The sequence below is a fragment of the Nisaea sp. genome, assembly GCF_039990255.1.
Taxonomy (GTDB): Bacteria; Pseudomonadota; Alphaproteobacteria; order Thalassobaculales; family Thalassobaculaceae; genus Nisaea.
This window is the reverse complement of record NZ_JBDXGG010000018.1, coordinates 1,368,953-1,386,264: the sequence shown is the minus strand read 5'-3', so window position 1 is coordinate 1,386,264 and position 17,312 is coordinate 1,368,953. Positions and strand designations below refer to the sequence as shown.

19 protein-coding genes are annotated in these 17,312 nt (G+C 58.2%); 12 read left to right on the top strand and 7 right to left on the bottom strand.

Features of this window, described 5'->3' with window-relative positions; translation table 11 throughout:
* The first annotated feature begins 21 nt into the window (after nucleotides 1-21).
* The 7 genes from ABJ076_RS16835 to ABJ076_RS16805 all read left to right on the top strand — a co-directional run bounded on the left by ABJ076_RS16835 (nucleotide 22) and on the right by ABJ076_RS16805 (nucleotide 6,488).
* Nucleotides 22-1,476, top strand: coding sequence for an amidohydrolase family protein (locus tag ABJ076_RS16835; protein WP_348185454.1), 1,455 nt, complete (start codon nucleotides 22-24; stop codon nucleotides 1,474-1,476).
* Nucleotides 1,477-1,487: 11 nt separating this feature from the next.
* Nucleotides 1,488-2,933 (top strand): dihydropyrimidinase, encoded by a 1,446-nt coding sequence (gene hydA, locus ABJ076_RS16830; RefSeq protein WP_348185452.1) that lies wholly within the window; start codon nucleotides 1,488-1,490, stop codon nucleotides 2,931-2,933.
* A 51-nt stretch (nucleotides 2,934-2,984) separates the two neighbouring features.
* The gene (locus ABJ076_RS16825) at nucleotides 2,985-3,932 is read left to right on the top strand and encodes an N-carbamoyl-D-amino-acid hydrolase (RefSeq protein WP_348185449.1); all 948 of its coding nucleotides are present in this window, start codon (nucleotides 2,985-2,987) and stop codon (nucleotides 3,930-3,932) included.
* A gap of 109 nt (nucleotides 3,933-4,041) precedes the next feature.
* Nucleotides 4,042-4,476 carry a hypothetical protein gene (locus ABJ076_RS16820; protein ID WP_348185446.1) on the top strand — a complete coding sequence of 145 codons (435 nt, stop codon included), beginning with the start codon at nucleotides 4,042-4,044 and terminating at the stop codon, nucleotides 4,474-4,476.
* A 2-nt stretch (nucleotides 4,477-4,478) separates the two neighbouring features.
* A complete protein-coding gene (locus tag ABJ076_RS16815) occupies nucleotides 4,479-5,006 on the top strand; it encodes a hypothetical protein (RefSeq protein WP_348185444.1) in 528 nt (175 codons plus the stop codon).
* Nucleotides 5,007-5,010: 4 nt separating this feature from the next.
* Nucleotides 5,011-5,607, top strand: coding sequence for an SCO family protein (locus ABJ076_RS16810; protein WP_348185437.1), 597 nt, complete (start codon nucleotides 5,011-5,013; stop codon nucleotides 5,605-5,607).
* A gap of 17 nt (nucleotides 5,608-5,624) precedes the next feature.
* Complete coding sequence (locus ABJ076_RS16805; protein WP_348185435.1) at nucleotides 5,625-6,488, top strand: aminoglycoside phosphotransferase family protein; 864 nt, start codon at nucleotides 5,625-5,627, stop codon at nucleotides 6,486-6,488.
* 9 nt (nucleotides 6,489-6,497) lie between these two features.
* Here the strand turns inward: ABJ076_RS16805 and ABJ076_RS16800 are convergent, their stop codons facing one another.
* Complete coding sequence (locus ABJ076_RS16800; RefSeq protein WP_348185432.1) at nucleotides 6,498-7,112, bottom strand: flavin reductase family protein; 615 nt, start codon at nucleotides 7,110-7,112, stop codon at nucleotides 6,498-6,500.
* A gap of 140 nt (nucleotides 7,113-7,252) precedes the next feature.
* On the opposite strand from ABJ076_RS16800, the gene ABJ076_RS16795 reads away from it, so the two are divergent.
* Both ABJ076_RS16795 and ABJ076_RS16790 read left to right on the top strand, forming a co-directional pair.
* The gene (locus ABJ076_RS16795) at nucleotides 7,253-8,512 is read left to right on the top strand and encodes a TIGR04372 family glycosyltransferase (protein ID WP_348185429.1); all 1,260 of its coding nucleotides are present in this window, start codon (nucleotides 7,253-7,255) and stop codon (nucleotides 8,510-8,512) included.
* 47 nt (nucleotides 8,513-8,559) lie between these two features.
* Entirely contained in the window at nucleotides 8,560-9,456 is an 897-nt protein-coding gene (locus tag ABJ076_RS16790; RefSeq protein WP_348185427.1) for an AEC family transporter, read from the top strand.
* 62 nt (nucleotides 9,457-9,518) lie between these two features.
* Here ABJ076_RS16790 and ABJ076_RS16785 read toward each other — a convergent pair whose 3' ends face one another.
* The 3 genes from ABJ076_RS16785 to ABJ076_RS16775 are packed head-to-tail and all read right to left on the bottom strand — an operon-like array spanning nucleotide 9,519 to nucleotide 11,907.
* The gene (locus ABJ076_RS16785) at nucleotides 9,519-10,634 is read right to left on the bottom strand and encodes a GTP-binding protein (RefSeq protein WP_348185425.1); all 1,116 of its coding nucleotides are present in this window, start codon (nucleotides 10,632-10,634) and stop codon (nucleotides 9,519-9,521) included.
* Between the two features lie 52 nt (nucleotides 10,635-10,686).
* Entirely contained in the window at nucleotides 10,687-11,445 is a 759-nt protein-coding gene (locus tag ABJ076_RS16780; RefSeq protein WP_348185422.1) for a metal ABC transporter ATP-binding protein, read from the bottom strand.
* A gap of 3 nt (nucleotides 11,446-11,448) precedes the next feature.
* Entirely contained in the window at nucleotides 11,449-11,907 is a 459-nt protein-coding gene (locus tag ABJ076_RS16775; RefSeq protein WP_348185419.1) for a transcriptional repressor, read from the bottom strand.
* Between the two features lie 217 nt (nucleotides 11,908-12,124).
* Between ABJ076_RS16775 and ABJ076_RS16770 the strand changes: the two genes are divergently transcribed.
* From ABJ076_RS16770 to ABJ076_RS16760, 3 genes are read left to right on the top strand one after another with little or no spacing between them, the layout of a single operon-like run.
* Nucleotides 12,125-12,901: a DUF6134 family protein gene (locus ABJ076_RS16770; RefSeq protein ID WP_348185416.1), complete on the top strand. Its 777-nt coding sequence runs from the start codon at nucleotides 12,125-12,127 to the stop codon at nucleotides 12,899-12,901.
* A 23-nt stretch (nucleotides 12,902-12,924) separates the two neighbouring features.
* Nucleotides 12,925-13,674 carry an SDR family NAD(P)-dependent oxidoreductase gene (locus ABJ076_RS16765; protein WP_348185414.1) on the top strand — a complete coding sequence of 250 codons (750 nt, stop codon included), beginning with the start codon at nucleotides 12,925-12,927 and terminating at the stop codon, nucleotides 13,672-13,674.
* Nucleotides 13,671-14,117 (top strand): nuclear transport factor 2 family protein, encoded by a 447-nt coding sequence (locus ABJ076_RS16760; protein ID WP_348185411.1) that lies wholly within the window; start codon nucleotides 13,671-13,673, stop codon nucleotides 14,115-14,117. Before ABJ076_RS16765 ends, ABJ076_RS16760 begins: the two co-directional genes overlap by 4 nt.
* On the opposite strand, the gene ABJ076_RS16755 is transcribed toward ABJ076_RS16760, so the two are convergent.
* The 3 genes from ABJ076_RS16755 to ABJ076_RS16745 are packed head-to-tail and all read right to left on the bottom strand — an operon-like array spanning nucleotide 14,088 to nucleotide 17,288.
* Nucleotides 14,088-14,660 carry a DUF3833 domain-containing protein gene (locus tag ABJ076_RS16755; RefSeq protein ID WP_348185409.1) on the bottom strand — a complete coding sequence of 191 codons (573 nt, stop codon included), beginning with the start codon at nucleotides 14,658-14,660 and terminating at the stop codon, nucleotides 14,088-14,090. The two genes, ABJ076_RS16760 and ABJ076_RS16755, sit on opposite strands and share 30 nt — an antisense overlap.
* Nucleotides 14,657-16,042: an MFS transporter gene (locus tag ABJ076_RS16750; RefSeq protein ID WP_348185406.1), complete on the bottom strand. Its 1,386-nt coding sequence runs from the start codon at nucleotides 16,040-16,042 to the stop codon at nucleotides 14,657-14,659. Before ABJ076_RS16750 ends, ABJ076_RS16755 begins: the two co-directional genes overlap by 4 nt.
* Before the next feature lie 4 nt (nucleotides 16,043-16,046).
* On the bottom strand, nucleotides 16,047-17,288 hold the full coding sequence (locus ABJ076_RS16745) for a cyclopropane-fatty-acyl-phospholipid synthase family protein (protein WP_348185403.1): 1,242 nt from the start codon (nucleotides 17,286-17,288) through the stop codon (nucleotides 16,047-16,049).
* Nucleotides 17,289-17,312: the final 24 nt, after the last annotated feature.

Genomic DNA, 17,312 nt, shown 5'->3' with positions numbered 1-17,312 from the left:
CCCGCGAAGGAGAACCGGGATATGTCGAAAACAACTTTGATCAAGAACGCGTCCTGGGTGATCGGCTGGGAAGCAGACAAGAATGGCAGCGATGCAGGGCACCGCTTCTTCCGAAATGCCGACGTCGCTTTCAAGGACGGTGTTCTGATCCATGTCGGTCCGGGGTATTCCGGCACCGCGGACGAAACCATCGACGGCAGCCGTATGATGGTCATGCCGGGCTTCATAAGCATCCACAACCACCCGACCTCAGAGCCCGGTAACAAGGGCTTGAACGAGGAGCTGGGCAGCCCGAGACTGGGCCAGAGCGGGCTCTATGAGTATATGCCGGTTTTTCGGATCATGCCGGAAGCAGCGCCGTATACCAGCCGCTATGCCATTCACGAGATGCTGAAAAGCGGCGTGACCACCTATGCCGATCTGTCCGGCGCCCGTGAGAACTGGGTTGATGAGGTCGCTGATACCGGCATTCGCGGCGTGCTCTGCCCGATGTACCGTTCTGCCGCCTGGTCCACGAAGAACGGCCATTCGGTCGTTTATGACTGGGACCCGGAGGCTGGAGAGCGCGGCATAGAGCGCGCCATCGAGATCGTCGAGGAAGCGGATCGCCATCCGTCTGGTCGGATGTCCGGTATGATGGGGCCGTCCCAGATCGACACCTGTACGCCGGAATTGATCCAGGCCTCCCACGCGGAGGCGAAGAAGCGCGGCATCAAGATGCAAATCCACGCGGCCCAGAGTGTGGTCGAGTTCAACGAGATGACCCAGCGCCACGGTTTGACGCCGCTGGAGTGGCTGGACAGCATCGGTGTGCTCGACGAGAGCACCATCATCGGCCACTGTATTTTCCTGAACGATCATCCCTGGCTGCACTGGCCGCAGGCGGACGATTTCAATCTGTTGGTGAAGTCGGGCACTTCCGTCGCCCATTGCCCGACGGTGTTCTGGCGTCGCGGTATCGCCATGAACAATGTCGGCCGCTATGTGAAGGCGGGTATCCCGCTCGGGCTCGGAACCGACACCTTTCCGCACAACTTCATCCACGAGATGGAAGTCGCAATGATCGTCGGCCGCATCATGTCCGGGGACTATACCAACGCCTCGACGGAAGAGATCTTCGATGCCGGGACCATCGGCGCCGCGAAGACACTCGGCCGAAACGATATCGGCCGGCTCGAGGTCGGCTGCAAGGCGGACATGGTGTTGGTGGATCTCGATCACGCCTATATGCAGCCGGTCCGCGATCCGCTACGCAGCTTGCTTTATTCCGCCGGCGACCGCGCGGTGAAGCATGTCTATGTCGACGGCACACAGGTGGTGCGCGATGGTGAGGTGATCACGATAGATGTTGCCGAGGCAGCAGCAAAGATGACCGAATATCAGCAGGTCACCATGTCGAGCGTCCGCCAACGCGATTGGGCGCAGCGTCCGGTCGAGGAGCTGTCGCCACTGAGTTATCCGGAAGCGACGAACTGAGGAACGGGTCCATGAGCGAATTTGATCTGGTTATCCGCGGCGGTACCGTCGTCAACGCATCGGACACGGTGAAGGCCGATGTCGGCGTTCGTGATGGGCGCATTGTCGCCCTGGGTGAGACGCTGGGCGCGGGAACCAAAGAGCTGGATGCATCCGGCAAACTGGTCATGCCGGGCGGCGTTGACAGCCACTGCCATATCGACCAACCCTCGAGCACTGGTGGCCGAAATGCCGAGACCTTTGAGACTGCAACTCGGTCAGCCGCCTGCGGCGGCACGACCTCAGTGGTCTGTTTTGCTCCGCAGCAGAAAGGCGTTGGTCTGGCCGAGGGCGTCGCCGCCTATCATGAGCGGGCCAAGTCTGCCTGCATCGATTACAGCTTCCATATCGTGATCAATGATCCGAATGACGAGGTTGTCGGCACCGATCTGCCGAAACTGATCGGGGAGGGGCACCGCTCGATTAAGCTGTTCATGACCTATGCCAGCAATCGGGTCGATGACGGCCAGATCCTGCGCATTCTGGAAGTTGCGCGGCGCAATAAGGCATTGGTCTGCGTCCATGCCGAGAACCATGACGCCATCATGTTCATGACAGAGAAGCTGCTGGCGGCGGGCCATAACGGCACAAAATACCATGCCTGGTGCAAGCCTCCGCTGGTCGAGCGCGAGGCGACCTACCGGATGATCGCACTGGCCGAGCTGATGGACCAGCCGATCCAGATTTTCCATGTCACCTGTGGCGAGGCGGCGGAGGAAATCCGCCGAGCGCAGCAGCGCGGCCTGAAGATTTTCGCCGAGACCTGCCCGCAATATTTCGTCCTGACCGAGGATGATCTCGACCGTGACGTGCGGGAAGGGGCGAAATACCTGTGCTCCCCGGCACCGCGCACCAAGGCGGAGCAGGAAGCGCTCTGGGACTATGTGAAGTCAGGTACGCTCGGCAACGTCACCTCGGACCACGCACCCTACAATATTGGCGATCCGGACGGCAAATTTTGGGCTGGGGACAACGCGCCTTTCAGCTCCATCGCCAACGGCGTGCCGGGCCTGGAAACGCGGATGCCGATCCTGTTCCATGAAGGGGTAGTGAAAGGCCGGATCGACCTGCAGGACTTCGTTGCCATCACTTCGACCAACGCCGCCAAACTGTTCGGTCTGCATCCGCAGAAAGGCACGGTTTCAATAGGCGCCGACGCGGATATCGTGGTCTGGGACGCGGAGAAGAAAACCACTATCAGTCAGGACATCCTGCATCACGCAACGGACTACACGCCGTACGAGGGCATGGAAGTCACCGGTTGGCCGGCAGCCACGGTTGCGCGAGGGTCCGTGGTCTGGAAAGACGGCGAGGACTTCTGCGAGCCGGGCTTCGGCAATTTCCTCGCGCGCGAGCCGTACGACTACATCAAGCCGCGTGGTGTGTTCCCAACGCCGTTCAATCCTGTGGCCGATTAAAAACTGATATAATCCGGCTTAAACCGGAGGAACTTGAACAAGGAGATATTGATGTCCCGCATCGTTACCATCGGCGCCGCCCAACTCGGCCCGATTGCGCCGGATGAGTCCCGCGCCAGCGCCGTCAACCGCATGATCGAGCTGCTGAAGCAGGCGGGTGACCGCGGCTGTAATTTCGTCGTCTTTCCCGAACTGGCGCTGACCATTTTCTTCCCGCGCTATTACGAGGAAGACATCTCGAAAATGAATCACCATTACGAGCGCGAGATGCCGAGTGCGGAGACGCGGCCGTTGTTCGAGGCGGCGGCGGAGCGGGGGATCGGGTTTTATCTCGGTTATGCGGAGCTGACGCCGGACGGGCATCGCTATAACACGGCGATTCTGGTCGATGAGACGGGCAAGATCACCGGTAAATACCGCAAGGTGCATCTGCCGGGCCATTCCGAATACGATCCTAACCGTCCGTGGCAGCATCTCGAGAAGCGGTATTTCGAGCCGGGCGATCTCGGTTTCGGTGTCTGGCGCCAGCATGGCGGCATCATAGGCATGGCTATTTGTAACGACCGGCGCTGGCCGGAGACCTACCGGGTGATGAGCCTGAAGGGCGCGGAGGTTATCGTGCTCGGCTACAACACGCCGGATGTGAACACCTCGGCCTTCGAGCCAAACCATCTGCGCATGTTCCACAATCATCTGACCATGCAGGCCAATGCCTATATGAACTCCGCCTTTGTGGTCGGAGTGGCGAAAGCCGGCATGGAAGACGGCTGCATGCTGATCGGCGGCTCCTGCATCATTCAGCCGTCGGGCGAGATCGTCAGCCAGGTGTCATCCGTCGATGATGAGCTGATCACTTATTCGGCAGATCTCGACCTGGCCAAAATGGGTAAGGAGACGGTGTTTAACTATGCCAAGCACCGGCGGATCGAGCATTACGGTACTATCACGACGCAAACCGGTGTTGAGCTACCCCCCGAACTTTCCGAGGCGGCTGAATAGCTTCACGTCCTCGTCAGCGCAGGTGAGGCGGGCTTGGCGCTATAGTGGGATCACTATAGACAGATGGCCCGTCTGTCCGTGAAGCCGAGAAACAAGTGCCGGAGTTCTCATGTTACGGTTCGCCCGCTCATTCGCATTGGTTTTGCTCGTGGTTTTCCTGTCGATGCAGGGTGCCCGTGCAGATGATGTGAAGCGGATCCGTGTCGAGGGAGAGCTGATCGATACCTGGTGCTATGTCACCGAGATTATGTACGCACGCGGCTCCGCCCATTTCCAGTGCGCTGTCTGGTGTGCGGTCGGTGGCATTCCTGTAAGCATCCGAGCGAATGACGGCACGCTTTATATCGTGCTCCGGGTCGAGGATGACAGCCAGAACGTCTCCAACTCGGCAATGATCCGGATTCAGAGCCATCAAGTCACTGTCGATGGCGATTTGATAGAGCGGGACGGGGTCAAATATCTGCTGGTCACCCAGGTCGCCGATGACAAGGGCATCATCGATCTTACGCACGAAAAGTTCGGCATCCAGCCATGGGGGATGTGATCATGCGCAGGCTTTGCTCTCTTTTCATCGCAGCCGCACTTTATACAGGGGCGATCGTTCCGGCGGACGCGGCCCAGAAATGGGGCATCGATGGCGAGATGATCGCCCAGTTCGAAGCCAAGGTCGTCGATCTGCTCTGTGAGCTTAGCGGCGATTGCCCGGCGTCCTGCGGAGGCGGCAAACGTCAGCTTGGTCTGGTGCGGGATGACGGTACGCTGCTGCTTGCGGTGAAGAGCAACACTTTGTTCGCGGGCGCCGCGCTTGATCTGCTGCCCCATTGCGGTGAGCGCGTAGAGGTCGATGGCTTGATTATCTCCCACCCGGCCATGGTCATTTACATGTTGCAGCGCCTGCGCAAGCCCGGCGACACGGATTGGGTGAGGGCCACAGCCTTCGCGGAGGATTGGAAACGGCGCAATAATACGGAAAACGCCAAACGTTGGTTCCGTCGCGACAGCATTTCGGGCGAAGTGATCCGCACTTTCGGCAAGGTCGGCCGCCCTGATATCGTGCCGCCGCCGTCTGAATAATCGGATGTCTCGGCGCCGCACCGGTTTTTCTACGTTCATATTGATTGCGAGCCTGCTCGCTTCCGGCATGGCCGGGGCCGGGGAAAAAGTGCCGCGCCTGCTAAATCTGTTCGGCGGGCCGTTTCATCTCACCGATGAGCTGGGCCGACAGGTCAGCCCGGACACCTATGCAGGAAAGTTTATGCTGGTCTATTTCGGCTACAGCTACTGCCCGGATATTTGCCCGACTGATCTCACAATCATGGCATCCGCTTTGGATGCACTGGGCGAAAGTGCTGATCAAATTGAACCACTGCTGATCTCGGTCGACCCGCGCCGGGACACGCCGGAAGCACTTCGGGAGTTCACCGACGCTTTTCATCCCAACTTGATCGGGCTGACCGGAACGGAAGCGGAAGTCGCGTCAGTTGCGAAGGCGTACCGGGTGCATCGCCGCCGGTTCCAGATGGAAGGCATGTCCGGCGACGACTACCTCGTGGATCATTCAACGCTGACGTACCTGATGGGGAAGGACGGGCGCTTTGTGACCATGTTTCCTCGGGGCACGACGGCGGAAAAAATGTCGGAAACGCTCCAGAAATACATCCGCTCTGGGAGCTAACGGGGAGGGCGCCAGCCATGAAGATTCCCGATGGTCTGAAACATCTCAAAGGCTCACTGGAGGCGGCGCCATGGTTCCGAAATCTCCCAGCTTTGCTAAAAGAGATCGCCGCGGAATGGGATCTGACGCTGGGCGAGCCTTACGAGCGTTGCCATGTCTCCTACACAATGCCGGTCGGATCGCCGTTCGGTCCCACCGTTCTGAAATTGCAGTGGCCCCGCCCGGAATGCCTAATGGAGGCTGACGCGCTTATCCATTGGAATGGTGCCGGCGCGATTAAGTTGCTGGCGCATGACCCGAAGCGTCACGCGTTGCTGGTCGAGCGGTGCGAGCCCGGCAGGGCGTTTACCGAGTGTGAAACAGAGGACAGGATTGCCGTCTATCTGGATCTTCTCCGGCAATTGTCAGTGCCGACAGGTGCGCCGTTTCGCACTCTGCGAGAGGAGGCGGCGGAATGGCAAGGCTATCTGCTGTCCCGTTGGGAGGCCGCCGGGCGATCCCGTCCCGAGGCTCATATCCACGTGGCGCTAGACCTGCTCGAATGGCTCCCGGACAGTCAGGGCGAGCAGGTGTTGCTGCATCAGGGTCTGCATCCTGGAAACGTGCTCACGGCAAGCCGCGCGCCGTTTCTCGCCATCGATCCAAAGTCGCTTGTAGGTGAACGGGAATTCGCCCTGTCACCGATTATCAATGCCTTCGAACTAGGGCATTCCCCGGAAGACAAAAGCGCCCAGCTAGAGCGCCTGTGTGATGGTCTTGGACTTGATCGCAAAAGGGCACGGGGCTGGGCAATTGTTCAGGCTCTTGCCTGGAGCTTCAGCACGCCGTTCGCCGCCTATCGGCACGACACGGCGCGCTGGCTTATCGAGATGAGCGATTAGTCCGCTGTTTCAGTCTGGGCGGTTCATCTCAAAGACTTCACCGACGGCGCAATAATCCATGTAACCAAGGCGGCCGACCGGCTGGTACTTGGTCACATCGATACGGCCGTCGGCGACATACTTCTCGTCGATATGAATGCCGACAACTTCGCCGAGAATCATCCGATTGACCATAGTCTCGCTGACGGAGGGCAGCTCGATTGTTTTCAGGTATTTGCACTCAAGATGAACCGGCGCGTCCTTGACCCGGAGAGGCTTGATGTACTCGGACGGTATTCCTTCGAGGCCGGAATGCTGCATCTCGTCGGTACCGTGCGGGAAATGGATGGCAGTCTGGTTCATCTGCTGCGCCTGCGCCTTGCCGACGATATTACAGACGAACTCACCGGTTTTGGCCGCGTTCAACGCGCTATCCTTCGGCGATCCGTCGGGCCGTGAGCCGCTGGAGAAGACAACGCAGGGCGGAGCCCAGGAAACAGCATTGAAGAAGCTGTACGGGGCAAGATTGGTGACGCCGTTCTCATCGATTGTCGAGATCCAGCCGATCGGCCGAGGCGAGATGGTCGCCTTGAACGGGTCGAAGGTAAAACCATGGTTCTTGTGATCGCCGGGCTCGAAAAACATGCACCTGTTCCCTGTTCTTAACTATTCGCTGATGCGGAATGCCATAAAGCCGAGAACGGTGCAACGCCAGGCCGTCGCACTGGTGCCATTCCCCAGAGTAGTGGATCGTGCTACCGCTCAAGCGTGGGAGAGAAACGCAGATGACCGCATCGCCGGAAGAAGATGAAGCCCTGCTTGAGAACCTTCGCGCCGAGTTCGGCAAGAAGGAGACGATGGAGAAGTTGTTCCACACCGTCATTCCGCATCTGGAAGAGGGGAAGCGGACGCTTGTCTACATTTTGGCGCAGGTCGACCGGATCGGTCATACCGCCATGGAGCCTTTCTTCCTTAAGACCCTTTTCGGCCCGCATTATGATCGCATTATCCTGATCACGGGGCAAGGCGAGGGAGCGGGTTACAATCCCTTTATCCTGCAATGCCCTGGGGCGGAATTTGTTCATGTTTCGACGCCCGATCCGGTCCTTCCGATGCTTGGTTTCCTCGATGGAGGGGTGCTGGACCTGAAGCTGTTTCATCTTTGCCTTGCCTCGCCGCAACGGGTTGTGCGCGATTTTGGGCGCCATGTTACGACAGGCGGGGAGATTCGTTACTTCGAGCTGCCGGAAGCCATCCGCGTCGCCGGGGAAGCCTTCCTCAAAGAGGTCGGCATGCCAGTCGAAACGCCGTTCGTTGTCCTGCATGCGCGCGACATGAGTTACTTGCCGGAAAAGGCACATCATGCCTTCCGCTGCGCGGACATTCGCACTTATGAAGAAGCTATCCGGCGGTTTGTCGAGGCGGGCTATTGGGTTTTCCGACTGGGTGATAAGGGCGGCGTGCCGCTCGAAGGCTATCCTGAGCAGGTTGTCGATCTGCCGCGCCATCCATTTTACAGTCAGGCCTTGGACGTGTTTCTGTCCGCCCGTTGCGCCTTTGCGTTCAATCAGGCTTCCGGCCCGGAAGCACTAGTCAGGGCCTTCGGCCGTCCTGCCGCGACAGTAAATCTGGTCTACGAGCTCTTGCGGCTGCCTATGATAAACGACCTGTTGTTGTTCAAGCATTACCTCTCGGCACGTACTGGCGAGATCTTGTCATACGCGGAAATCCTGGAGCGCGGACTTCCGGCAATCGGAAAGGGAGAAGATTTCGAGGCGAACGGTGTCTCGATCCGTGAGAACAGCGCCGAGGAACTCGCCGAACTCGCTGAGATCATGATCGAACGTGACCGTTCTGGTGCGACGGTCGCCCCGGACGCCGACCGTCTGGCTCTGTTCCGGACTCTCGGCCGGAACTACGAGCGGACTGTGCTGGCAGATCCTGCGATGCAGACCGACAATCAGGATTTCTATGCTTATGCGCATGATTTCGGGCGGCCCGCGCCATCCGTTCTGCATCGCAAAGGATTTCTGGACCGTTTCTGAGCGCTGGTCTATCACCGTCGCGCCCCGCCACCCACGGAACCGCCTGCATGCTTTATCAGTTGTTCACGATCATCGTGCCCGTCTTCATTTGTGCTGGTATCGGCTATGCTTGGGCGCGCCTGAAACTGCAGTTCGATAACGAGACTATAACGTCGCTTGTGACTCTGGTTGGCACGCCCAGTTTGGTGTTCGGCACCCTGGTTGGCCTAGAGCTGTCGATGGAATCCTTGCTCCGTCTCGGCGCTGGCAGCGCTCTTGTGACCGCTGTCACGGTTGCTGTGGTGATACCGATCCTGTTTCTAGCCAAAAAGTCGGTGCGCGCCTTTTTGCCAGCTCTGATGTTTCCGAATACAGGCAATATTGGCTTGCCGCTGTGCCTTTTTGCATTTGGACAAGAGGGACTAGCGCTGGCGATTTCCTATTTCGCCGTGCAGGCCGTGGTGATGTTTACCATAGGCACCGGGATTGCCTCCGGTCAGTTCGGTCTCTCCTCGCTGACTCGTAACCCGATTATCTATGCGGTTGCCGCGGCGCTTGCCTGCATCTTCACCGATATCCAGGTACCAAAATGGATTATTGATACGGCGGATCTCGCCGGCGGTATGTGCATTCCGTTGCTTTTGTTCGCTTTAGGCGTGTCTCTTGCCAAACTCCGGGTCTCCAACCTGATGCAAAGCTTCGGAATCTCGGCTTTGCGGCTGGTGCTGGGGTTTGGTTCCGGGGTTCTTGGTGTCTGGATATTGGGAACTACCGCGATGGAGACAGGCGTGCTGATATTGATGTCGAGCATGCCCGTCGCGATTTTCCCTTATCTTTTCGCCGTTCGCTACAATCGGGAACCGGAAACCATTGCGGGCTGTGTCATCGTGTCAACAATCATCGGTTTCGTCACCATGCCGGGGCTGCTCTATCTGGTCTTCCGGCTTTCCGGCACGGCTGGCTGATTCCGAAAGCGCAACAATGCCGCTTTAAAGCTGAGGGGCATGAGTTGATCCGGGAAATGCGATCAGGCGAATTCGAGCGCAAGATAGGAGTTCATCACGCTCTCCACCGTTTTCTTCTCCAAGTCCCGGACGATGAAAACGAGGCGGGAGCGGCGGTCTTCGCTCGGCCATTTCTCGATCTTGGCTGGGGGATGGAACATGTGCTGGACGGCATGAACGACGACCGGCTGGTCGTTACCGAGCTCTTTCAGATTCAACAGACCCTTTATGCGCAGGATGTTAGCGCCGTGGGTCTGGGCCATCATGTCCAGCGCACCGGCGATCCGGTTCCATTCCAAAGGCTTGTCGAAATAGAGCACGAAGGAATGGATATGATCGCCGTGCCGATTGACATCGTGGTGGTGATGGTGGTCATGGCCATGATCTTCATCGTGGCTATGACCATGACCATGACCATGACCGTGATGATGCACATGGCCCTCGGTCGCCCTGTAGGCTTCCTCGCGCAGCCACTGGCCGACATCCGCGCTCTTGGTTTTGGGGTTATAGAGCCCGGCATCGAATAGCATTGACGGAGCCACGTCTCCCTGGACGGCCTTGATGACGGGGGCCGCGGGATTGAGCTCGTAGAGCCGCTTTTCGACTGCAGCGACCGACTGTGCGTCCGTGACGTCGATTTTGGTCAGGACGACCCGGTCGGCGACGGCGGCCTGCTTGATGCTCTCGAACTGTTTGTCGAACTGCTCCATCGCATGATGCGCGTCGACCACAGTGATGACGCCGTCGAGGCGGAATCGAGTTACCAGGAATGGGTCAGCCATCATAGTGTGCAGGATTGGCGCCGGGTCGGCGAGCCCGGTTGTCTCGACCACGATGCGGTCGAAATCGGGGATATTGCCTTTTGCCCGATCCTTGAACAGGCGTTTCAGCGTATCGACCAGATCGCCGCGCACGGTGCAGCAGAGGCAGCCGCTGTTCAGCAGCACGACATCCTCGTTCGACTCCATGACCAGCGCGTCGTCCAGCCCGACCTCTCCGAACTCATTCACGATGACGGCAATTCGATCCATTTCCGGGTGATGCATCAGTTTCGAGAGCAGGGTCGTTTTCCCGCTGCCTAGAAATCCGGTAAGGATGGATACTGGTAGCCGCTCCGGCTCGCTTGTCGTGCTTGTCATCTTAGTACTCTTGGTTTTTGGGCCAGTGTCGGTTGGCCGGTATGTAAGCGGATCAGTGATGATGGCTGCAATGGGGACCGTGTTCATGATCATGGGTATGATCGTGGTCGTGACGATAGGGCACAACGGCGGCTTCGTCCAAGCGCCCGAACAGGGCGCGGAAACTCGGATTGCGCTCCACTTCGGCCGGATGGCCGGTGCAGCAGACATGACCGTTGAGGCAGAGCACCCGGTCCGTGCCACGCATGACCAGATGCAAATCGTGAGAAACCATGATGACAGCGGCGCCGGTTTCCTCACGGATGGTTCCGATCAAGCGGAACAACTCCGACTGTGCAGCGACATCCATGCCCTGGGTCGGCTCATCCAGCACCAGGAAATCCGGCTGTTTCATGATTGCCCTGGCGAGCAGTACGCGCTGGGTTTCGCCACCGGAGAGGCCCGTCAGTTGCTGATCTAGCAGGTGGGTGATTCCGGTTCGCTCTGCCGTCTCCGTGACCCGGCCGCGCGCAGACTTCATACCGAGCGAGAGAAAACGGCGGGGCGTCAGCGGCATGGAATTATCGAGCGCGAGCCTCTGAGGCACATAACCAACGCTGGTGCCGAGTCTTAGCTGTGCCGTACCGCTGTCGGGGGTAAGCAATCCAAGAATGACCCGGAGCAAGGTGGTCTTGCCGCCACCGTTCGGGCCGATCACGCTCATGATCTCGCCACGGTCGAGGCTGAAACTGATTTTGTCGAGTATTGTCCGGCCGCTTCTGAGAACAGTGAGGTCGGAAACGTCGAGCAGGGTCGCGGCGGCTTTCAACATGGGTCAGGCCGCATGGGACTTACAGGACGGACAGAGTCCTTCGATCTCGACGGTGCTACGCCGTGACTCGAAGCCGTGCCGACTAGCAAGTTCGGAGAGCAGGTTGCTGAGAGCATCGTCACCGATCTCCAGTGCCGAACCGCATTCCTGGCAAATCAGGAAGCCGCAATCATGGCTCCCCTCCGGGTGGCTGCAGCCGATGTAGGCGTTCTGGGATTCAACTTTGTGTACAAGGCCCTGTTCTATCAGAAAATCGAGCGCCCGATAGACTGTTGGAGGGGCCACTTTCGCATCTGGCTTTCCGTCTTTCTCTGCATCCCGCTGCATCTCCGACAGGATGTCATAAGCTCCGATAGGCGCGTGACGCTGCCAGACCAGCTCCAGCACTCGGCGGCGGGCCGGCGTGATCCGCACGCCGCGCTCGGCACAAAGCCTCTCTGCGGCGCGGAGGGCGTCGTTCATGCACCGGCCATGGTCATGGTCCGGTTTTGGAAAGCTGTCACGGGCATGTGCCAATATGTGTGATCCATCGCGTTCGAAGCTGCGTCATTGCAATAGTATATCGTTTCGCACGCGCGATCCAAGGCCCGGCATTGATCCGGGCTTGTACTGCGGACGTAAAGTCATATGCGATCAATAACTGCCGATCGTTCACCGAGGCTTTCTGAGGGTTAGCTAAATGAGAAATCCGCTGTTTCGGGTCCGTCTGATTCCGGCTTTTCTCCTGCTTATTTCAATTGGAGCGTTCGTATTTTCGCCGCCAGTGCAGGCGAATGCACCGTCCGGCTGGGCGGAAGACGGGCTTATCAAATTTCGGGTCTTCAGGAACGACGCTCCATTGGGTGTCGTTATGCTGCGATTTAACATTAATAAAGATAAATACATCGTTGATACACAAACGTTATTTGATTATAAAATAGGTCCTTTCACACTCTATTACTACGCGCTCCGGGCGCGGGATGAATGGAATGGTACGCTCCTGCTCAAGGCCCGGGGGATGGTCAATGACGATGGTGAAATCTTCCGGGTGGAGGGGGAATCCGAGCCGAACGGTTTTCGGTTTTCTGGTGGCGAGGGAGTGCAATTGGCGCCGCTCGACGCGTCCGTTCCGTCTACCTATTGGAACACCGCGCTGACCAGGGCGAGCAAGTTGATCGACCTGCAATATGGCAAACTGCGCAAAATCACCATGACGAAGACCGGTTCGGAAACCATCCTGTCTGAAGGCAAGGAGATCGAAGCGGTCCGTTATGAGATGCGGGGCGAGCTTGACCTCGACATCTGGTACGACAAACGGGGCGAATGGGCGAAGATGACTTTTACCGTCAATGAGTCCGACTTTGAGTATGTCAGGGTCGTCCCACGCGCTGGTGACGAGGTCCGTTTTCTGGATCTGGAGAGCGTAAAGGATGTTGGCTCCGAAGAGATCCGGAATGTTCTCAAGGAACTTGAATAGCCTTACGTATGAGAGGGACCGGTATGGTGGCACGGTGTGTCTGGATTACTGGGGCGAGCTCCGGTATCGGGCTTGCTCTTGCTGAGCGAATGATGCGCGATGGCTGGATTGTTGCCGGCTCGGCCCGTTCAGCGGGTAGGCTTGAGGATTTGGCGGAAAGGCATCAGGGCAGGTTCTTCGCCTATCCGCTGGATGTGACAGACGCGGACGCGGCGGCTGTTATTGTTGCCCGCATCCGGGAGGAACAGGGCGGACTGGATATGGCTGTGCTCGCCGCCGGAACACACAAGCCCGTAGAGATCGAGGACTTCCGCATTGAGACGTTCCGTGACTTGATCGGTATCAACCTCATGGGAGTGGTGAATTGTCTGGCTGCGGTTACGCCGGGCTTTATTGCCACGCGCAGCGGTCACGTAGCCGTTGTCTCTTCTGTTGCCGGCTATGGCGGTTTACCGACCGCATCGGCGTACGGTGCGACCAAGGCAGCACTGATCAATCTCACTGAAGCGCTGAAACCGGATTTCGACCGGAACGGCCTGAAACTGCAACTGGTTTGCCCGGGCTTTGTCCGCACTCCGCTGACGGACCGGAATACGTTTCCAATGCCGTTTCTGATGGAGCCGGAGGATGCGGCACAGGCATTTTATCGTGGGCTTCAGTCAGACCGTTTCGAGATAACCTTCCCACGGATTTTCGCTGTTTTGTTACGTTTATTGAACATGTTGCCCTATAGCCTTTATTTCCGATTTTTGAAGCAAGGGACTGGCAAGTGACGGTGACTGGCAGAGCAGCGGCACTTGCAGCTTACGCGATCTGTTTCGAGGAGCTGCGTCCAGGTCGCCTCGAGACTCTTTCAGCGTTTCTTGCAGAAGATGTCCGTTTCCGGGACCCCTTCAGCGATGTCCAGGGCCGGCAGGCTGTGCTCGGTATTTTCAGTCATATGTTTGAAGCGATGGAGGACCCGGTCTTCGTCGTCCTAGATCGAGCCATTGGCGGAGAGGCATGTTACCTCAAGTGGCGGTTTTCCGGGTGCGTACGGGCAGGCGGCCGACGGCAGGTGGAAATCACCGGCATGAGCGAGGTGGTTTTCGATGAAAACGAGCGCGTCGTCTCACATGTCGATCATTGGGACGCGGCGTCCCAGGTGTTCGGTATGTTTCCGGTTCTCGGCCCGCTTTTGCGCTGGCTAGGCCGCGGTTTTTCGCCGGTCAGATGATGCATTCTTCGGCTGTGCGCCTTTTTTGAAAAACAGTGTGACAGTTCCAATCGTGATTCCGAATTTCGAGACATCGGCTTTGTTAATCAGCACACCGTCCGGCTGCAGGAACATCCAGTCGTCGAAACGGACCTTTACCCGGCTGTCGCCGATATTAAGCATCAGATCGTAAGACCAGTTCAGTGCCTTGCCCCGGGCAATGCCATTGGCAATACCGACCACATCGTCCGCGCGGCCTTCATAAATTCCGTCACCAGTTTTGGTGATACGCCAGATTCTCTGCTCCTTCTCACCGTCTGCATATTCGAAATCCTCGGTCAGAGTGAGCGTGCTGCCGTCCCAGTCGCCCTGCAGGTCAACGGTGAATTCTCGTTTCAGGTTACCAAAACGGTCCTCGAACATGCCCCAGGCCCGGCTTTGTCCGGCGAAATAGGTTTCCGGACGGAAGTCGGGTCCGGTCCCCGTGAAATCATCGATCTTCATTGAACTGCATGCTCCAAGGATCAACAGCACTACAATCAGATACGGCAGGCGACGGGTCATGGATCATCTCCGGAAGCTGTTGATCGGGCGTTTTCAGCGATCCTGCGTTGCAACTCGGTTTGCCGAGCCGCGGTGAGGGGAAATCCGCGCATGATGGCAATGGCTGTGAGTTTCAACAGAACGGGGACCGCGCCATAAAGCAGGGAAAGCGTTAGCAGGGCGCTTGAGTCATTGCTGCCATTGGCATCGAAACCCACTGCATCCAGCACTGGAAAGGCAATCCCGACGGCAAGGGCAAGGGCCAGCTTCGTCGCCATTCCCCAGAGAGCGAAATAGAGCCCGGTTCGATGACTGCCACCTTCGGCGGTATCGACATCCACCACGTCGGCCTGCATCGACGGAGGAAGTACGAGATCGGCGCCAAGACAGGCGCCTGTGCCAATGCAGATGGCAAGAAAGGCGAGATAATCGCCGGGGCCGAGCAGGGGCACGAGCGCGAAGATCGCACTGTTCGCCAGCATGGCGGCAATCCAGATACGGTGCTTGTCGGCTCGACGGCTGATGGTGAGCCAGACAGGGACGCTGAGGATCCCGGCAAGGAAGTAGACCAGCAACAGGCTGTCGGTCTCCTGCGGCATGCCCAGCCCCTTATCGACAAAAAGCACGAAGAGGGTAGCGGCAAGTCCGTTTGCCAGGCCGTTTAACAAGTAAGCGAGGATCAGTCTAAGAAAAGGCTTGTTGCGGAGTAGAAGTGCAACGCCGGCCTGCCAGTCGGGCGTGATCTTCTGGAGTGTGGCGGGTTTTGGGCGCTCCGGCATGATCGCTGTCGCGAGTGTTATGGCGACCGGAAGTGCAACGATCAGGAACAGCGCCAAGACGGTGAGCACGGTGCCGGTATCGTCACCACCGCCAGCAGCGGAGACGATGGCGGGCATTCCGGCGGCAACCAATGTGCCAAAAACCAGCATGCCTTCACGAAAAGCAGTGATGCGGGAACGTTCGTGATAATTCCCGCTAAGCTCTGCGCCCCACGCCGTATACGGCAGTTGCACCATGGTCCAGCCGAGATACAGAACGGCACTCCAGCCGAAGAGGTGGAGCGTGCCGGCGCCTTCGGGCGGGACGAACAGCATGTAGATTGCAAAGCATGTGATCGGGGTCCCGAGGAAGAGCCAGGGTTTTCGCCGGCCAAAGCGGGTTTCTATCCGGTCACTCAGCATCCCGATCAGTGGATCGGAGACGGCATCCCACAGTCGGGCCAGCAGCAGTGCGAAACCAACGGCCTCAAGGCTCAGGCCCTTGCTCTGTGCGTAGAAAGCAGGAAGGAAGATGAACAGCGGCACTCCGAGCCCGGCCAATGGCAATCCAGGCAACCCGTAGGCCAGAAGTTGGCCCCGCGAATAACGCGCTGGAGTGTTCTCGACCGGTGCCGTGGCCTCCATCCGTTCAGGCGTGCTTCAGCGCGATTTGCCGCACATCTATAAGCCCTGCGCGGAAACCGCCTTCGCAGTAGCAGAGGTAATATTCCCACATCCGCCGAAACCTCTCGTCGAAACCGAGGGAGGCGATTTCCGGCCAGCGGGCGAGGAACCTTTCCCGCCATAAGGCGAGCGTGCGCGCATAGTCGATGCCGAACCCATCATTGGCGACACACTTCAGACCAGAGGCGTCGAAGTGATCGGCCAGGCGTACCTCCGACGGCAGCATGCCGCCGGGAAAGATATATTTCTGGATGAAATCCGGGTTCCGGCGGTAGGACTCAAAATCCCGATCATTGATGGTGATGATCTGCAGAGCGGCGCGACCAGTATCGGTAAGCCTTGCTTTTAGCTGGTCGAAAAAGACAGGCCAGTATTGTTCGCCGACCGCCTCGAACATTTCGATGGAGGCGATATGGTCGAACCGTCCATCAATGTCGCGGTAGTCACAAAGCTGTATCGAAACCTTGTCGGCGATGCCCTCGCGTTTGGCTCGCTCGATCGCATAGTCATGTTGTTCCTGGGAGAGGGTGAGGCCGACGATTTTGGCCCCGTACTCGCGTGCGGCGACGGACGCAAAGCCTCCCCATCCGCAGCCAATTTCCAGCACGGTCTGGCCTGGCTCCAGCTGCAGCATGTCCGCGATGCGTCGGTACTTCCGGCGTTGCGCCGGTTCGAGATCTTCCACACCTGGATCAAAAACGGCAGATGAGTAGGTCATGGTCGGGTCCAGCCACTTCCCGTAAAAGGCGTTCCCGATATCGTAATGATGGGCGATGTTGCGCCGGCTTCCGCTTTTGGTGTTCCGGTTGGAAAAATGCCCAAGTGTTCTCATAATCCGGCCGAGGCGGGTTCCGTCGAGCGCTTTGGCGAGCGCATTGCGGTTCGCAGCGCCGAACGAGAGCAGCGCGGTCAAATCCGGCGTGTCCCAAGTGCCATCCATATAATCTTCGCCGAAACGGAGATCTCCTCCAAGCAAGAGGCGTCGGCACACGGCGTCGCTATGTAACTGTAAATGTGCTTTCGGGCCGGGTTCAGCCCCTTTGATGATATGCAGCTGTCCGTTGGGTGTCTGCAAATGCAATTCCCCCATCCGAACCGCCTTCAGCATTATCAGCACAGCCCGCGTCCAGGGCATGAATAAGTCCGGTTTGGTTGGGAAGGTTCCGCCGGACAAAGTGGATGTTTCGCAAATCTCGCGATCAGTCATTTCAACGCGCCCCAATTATGATCA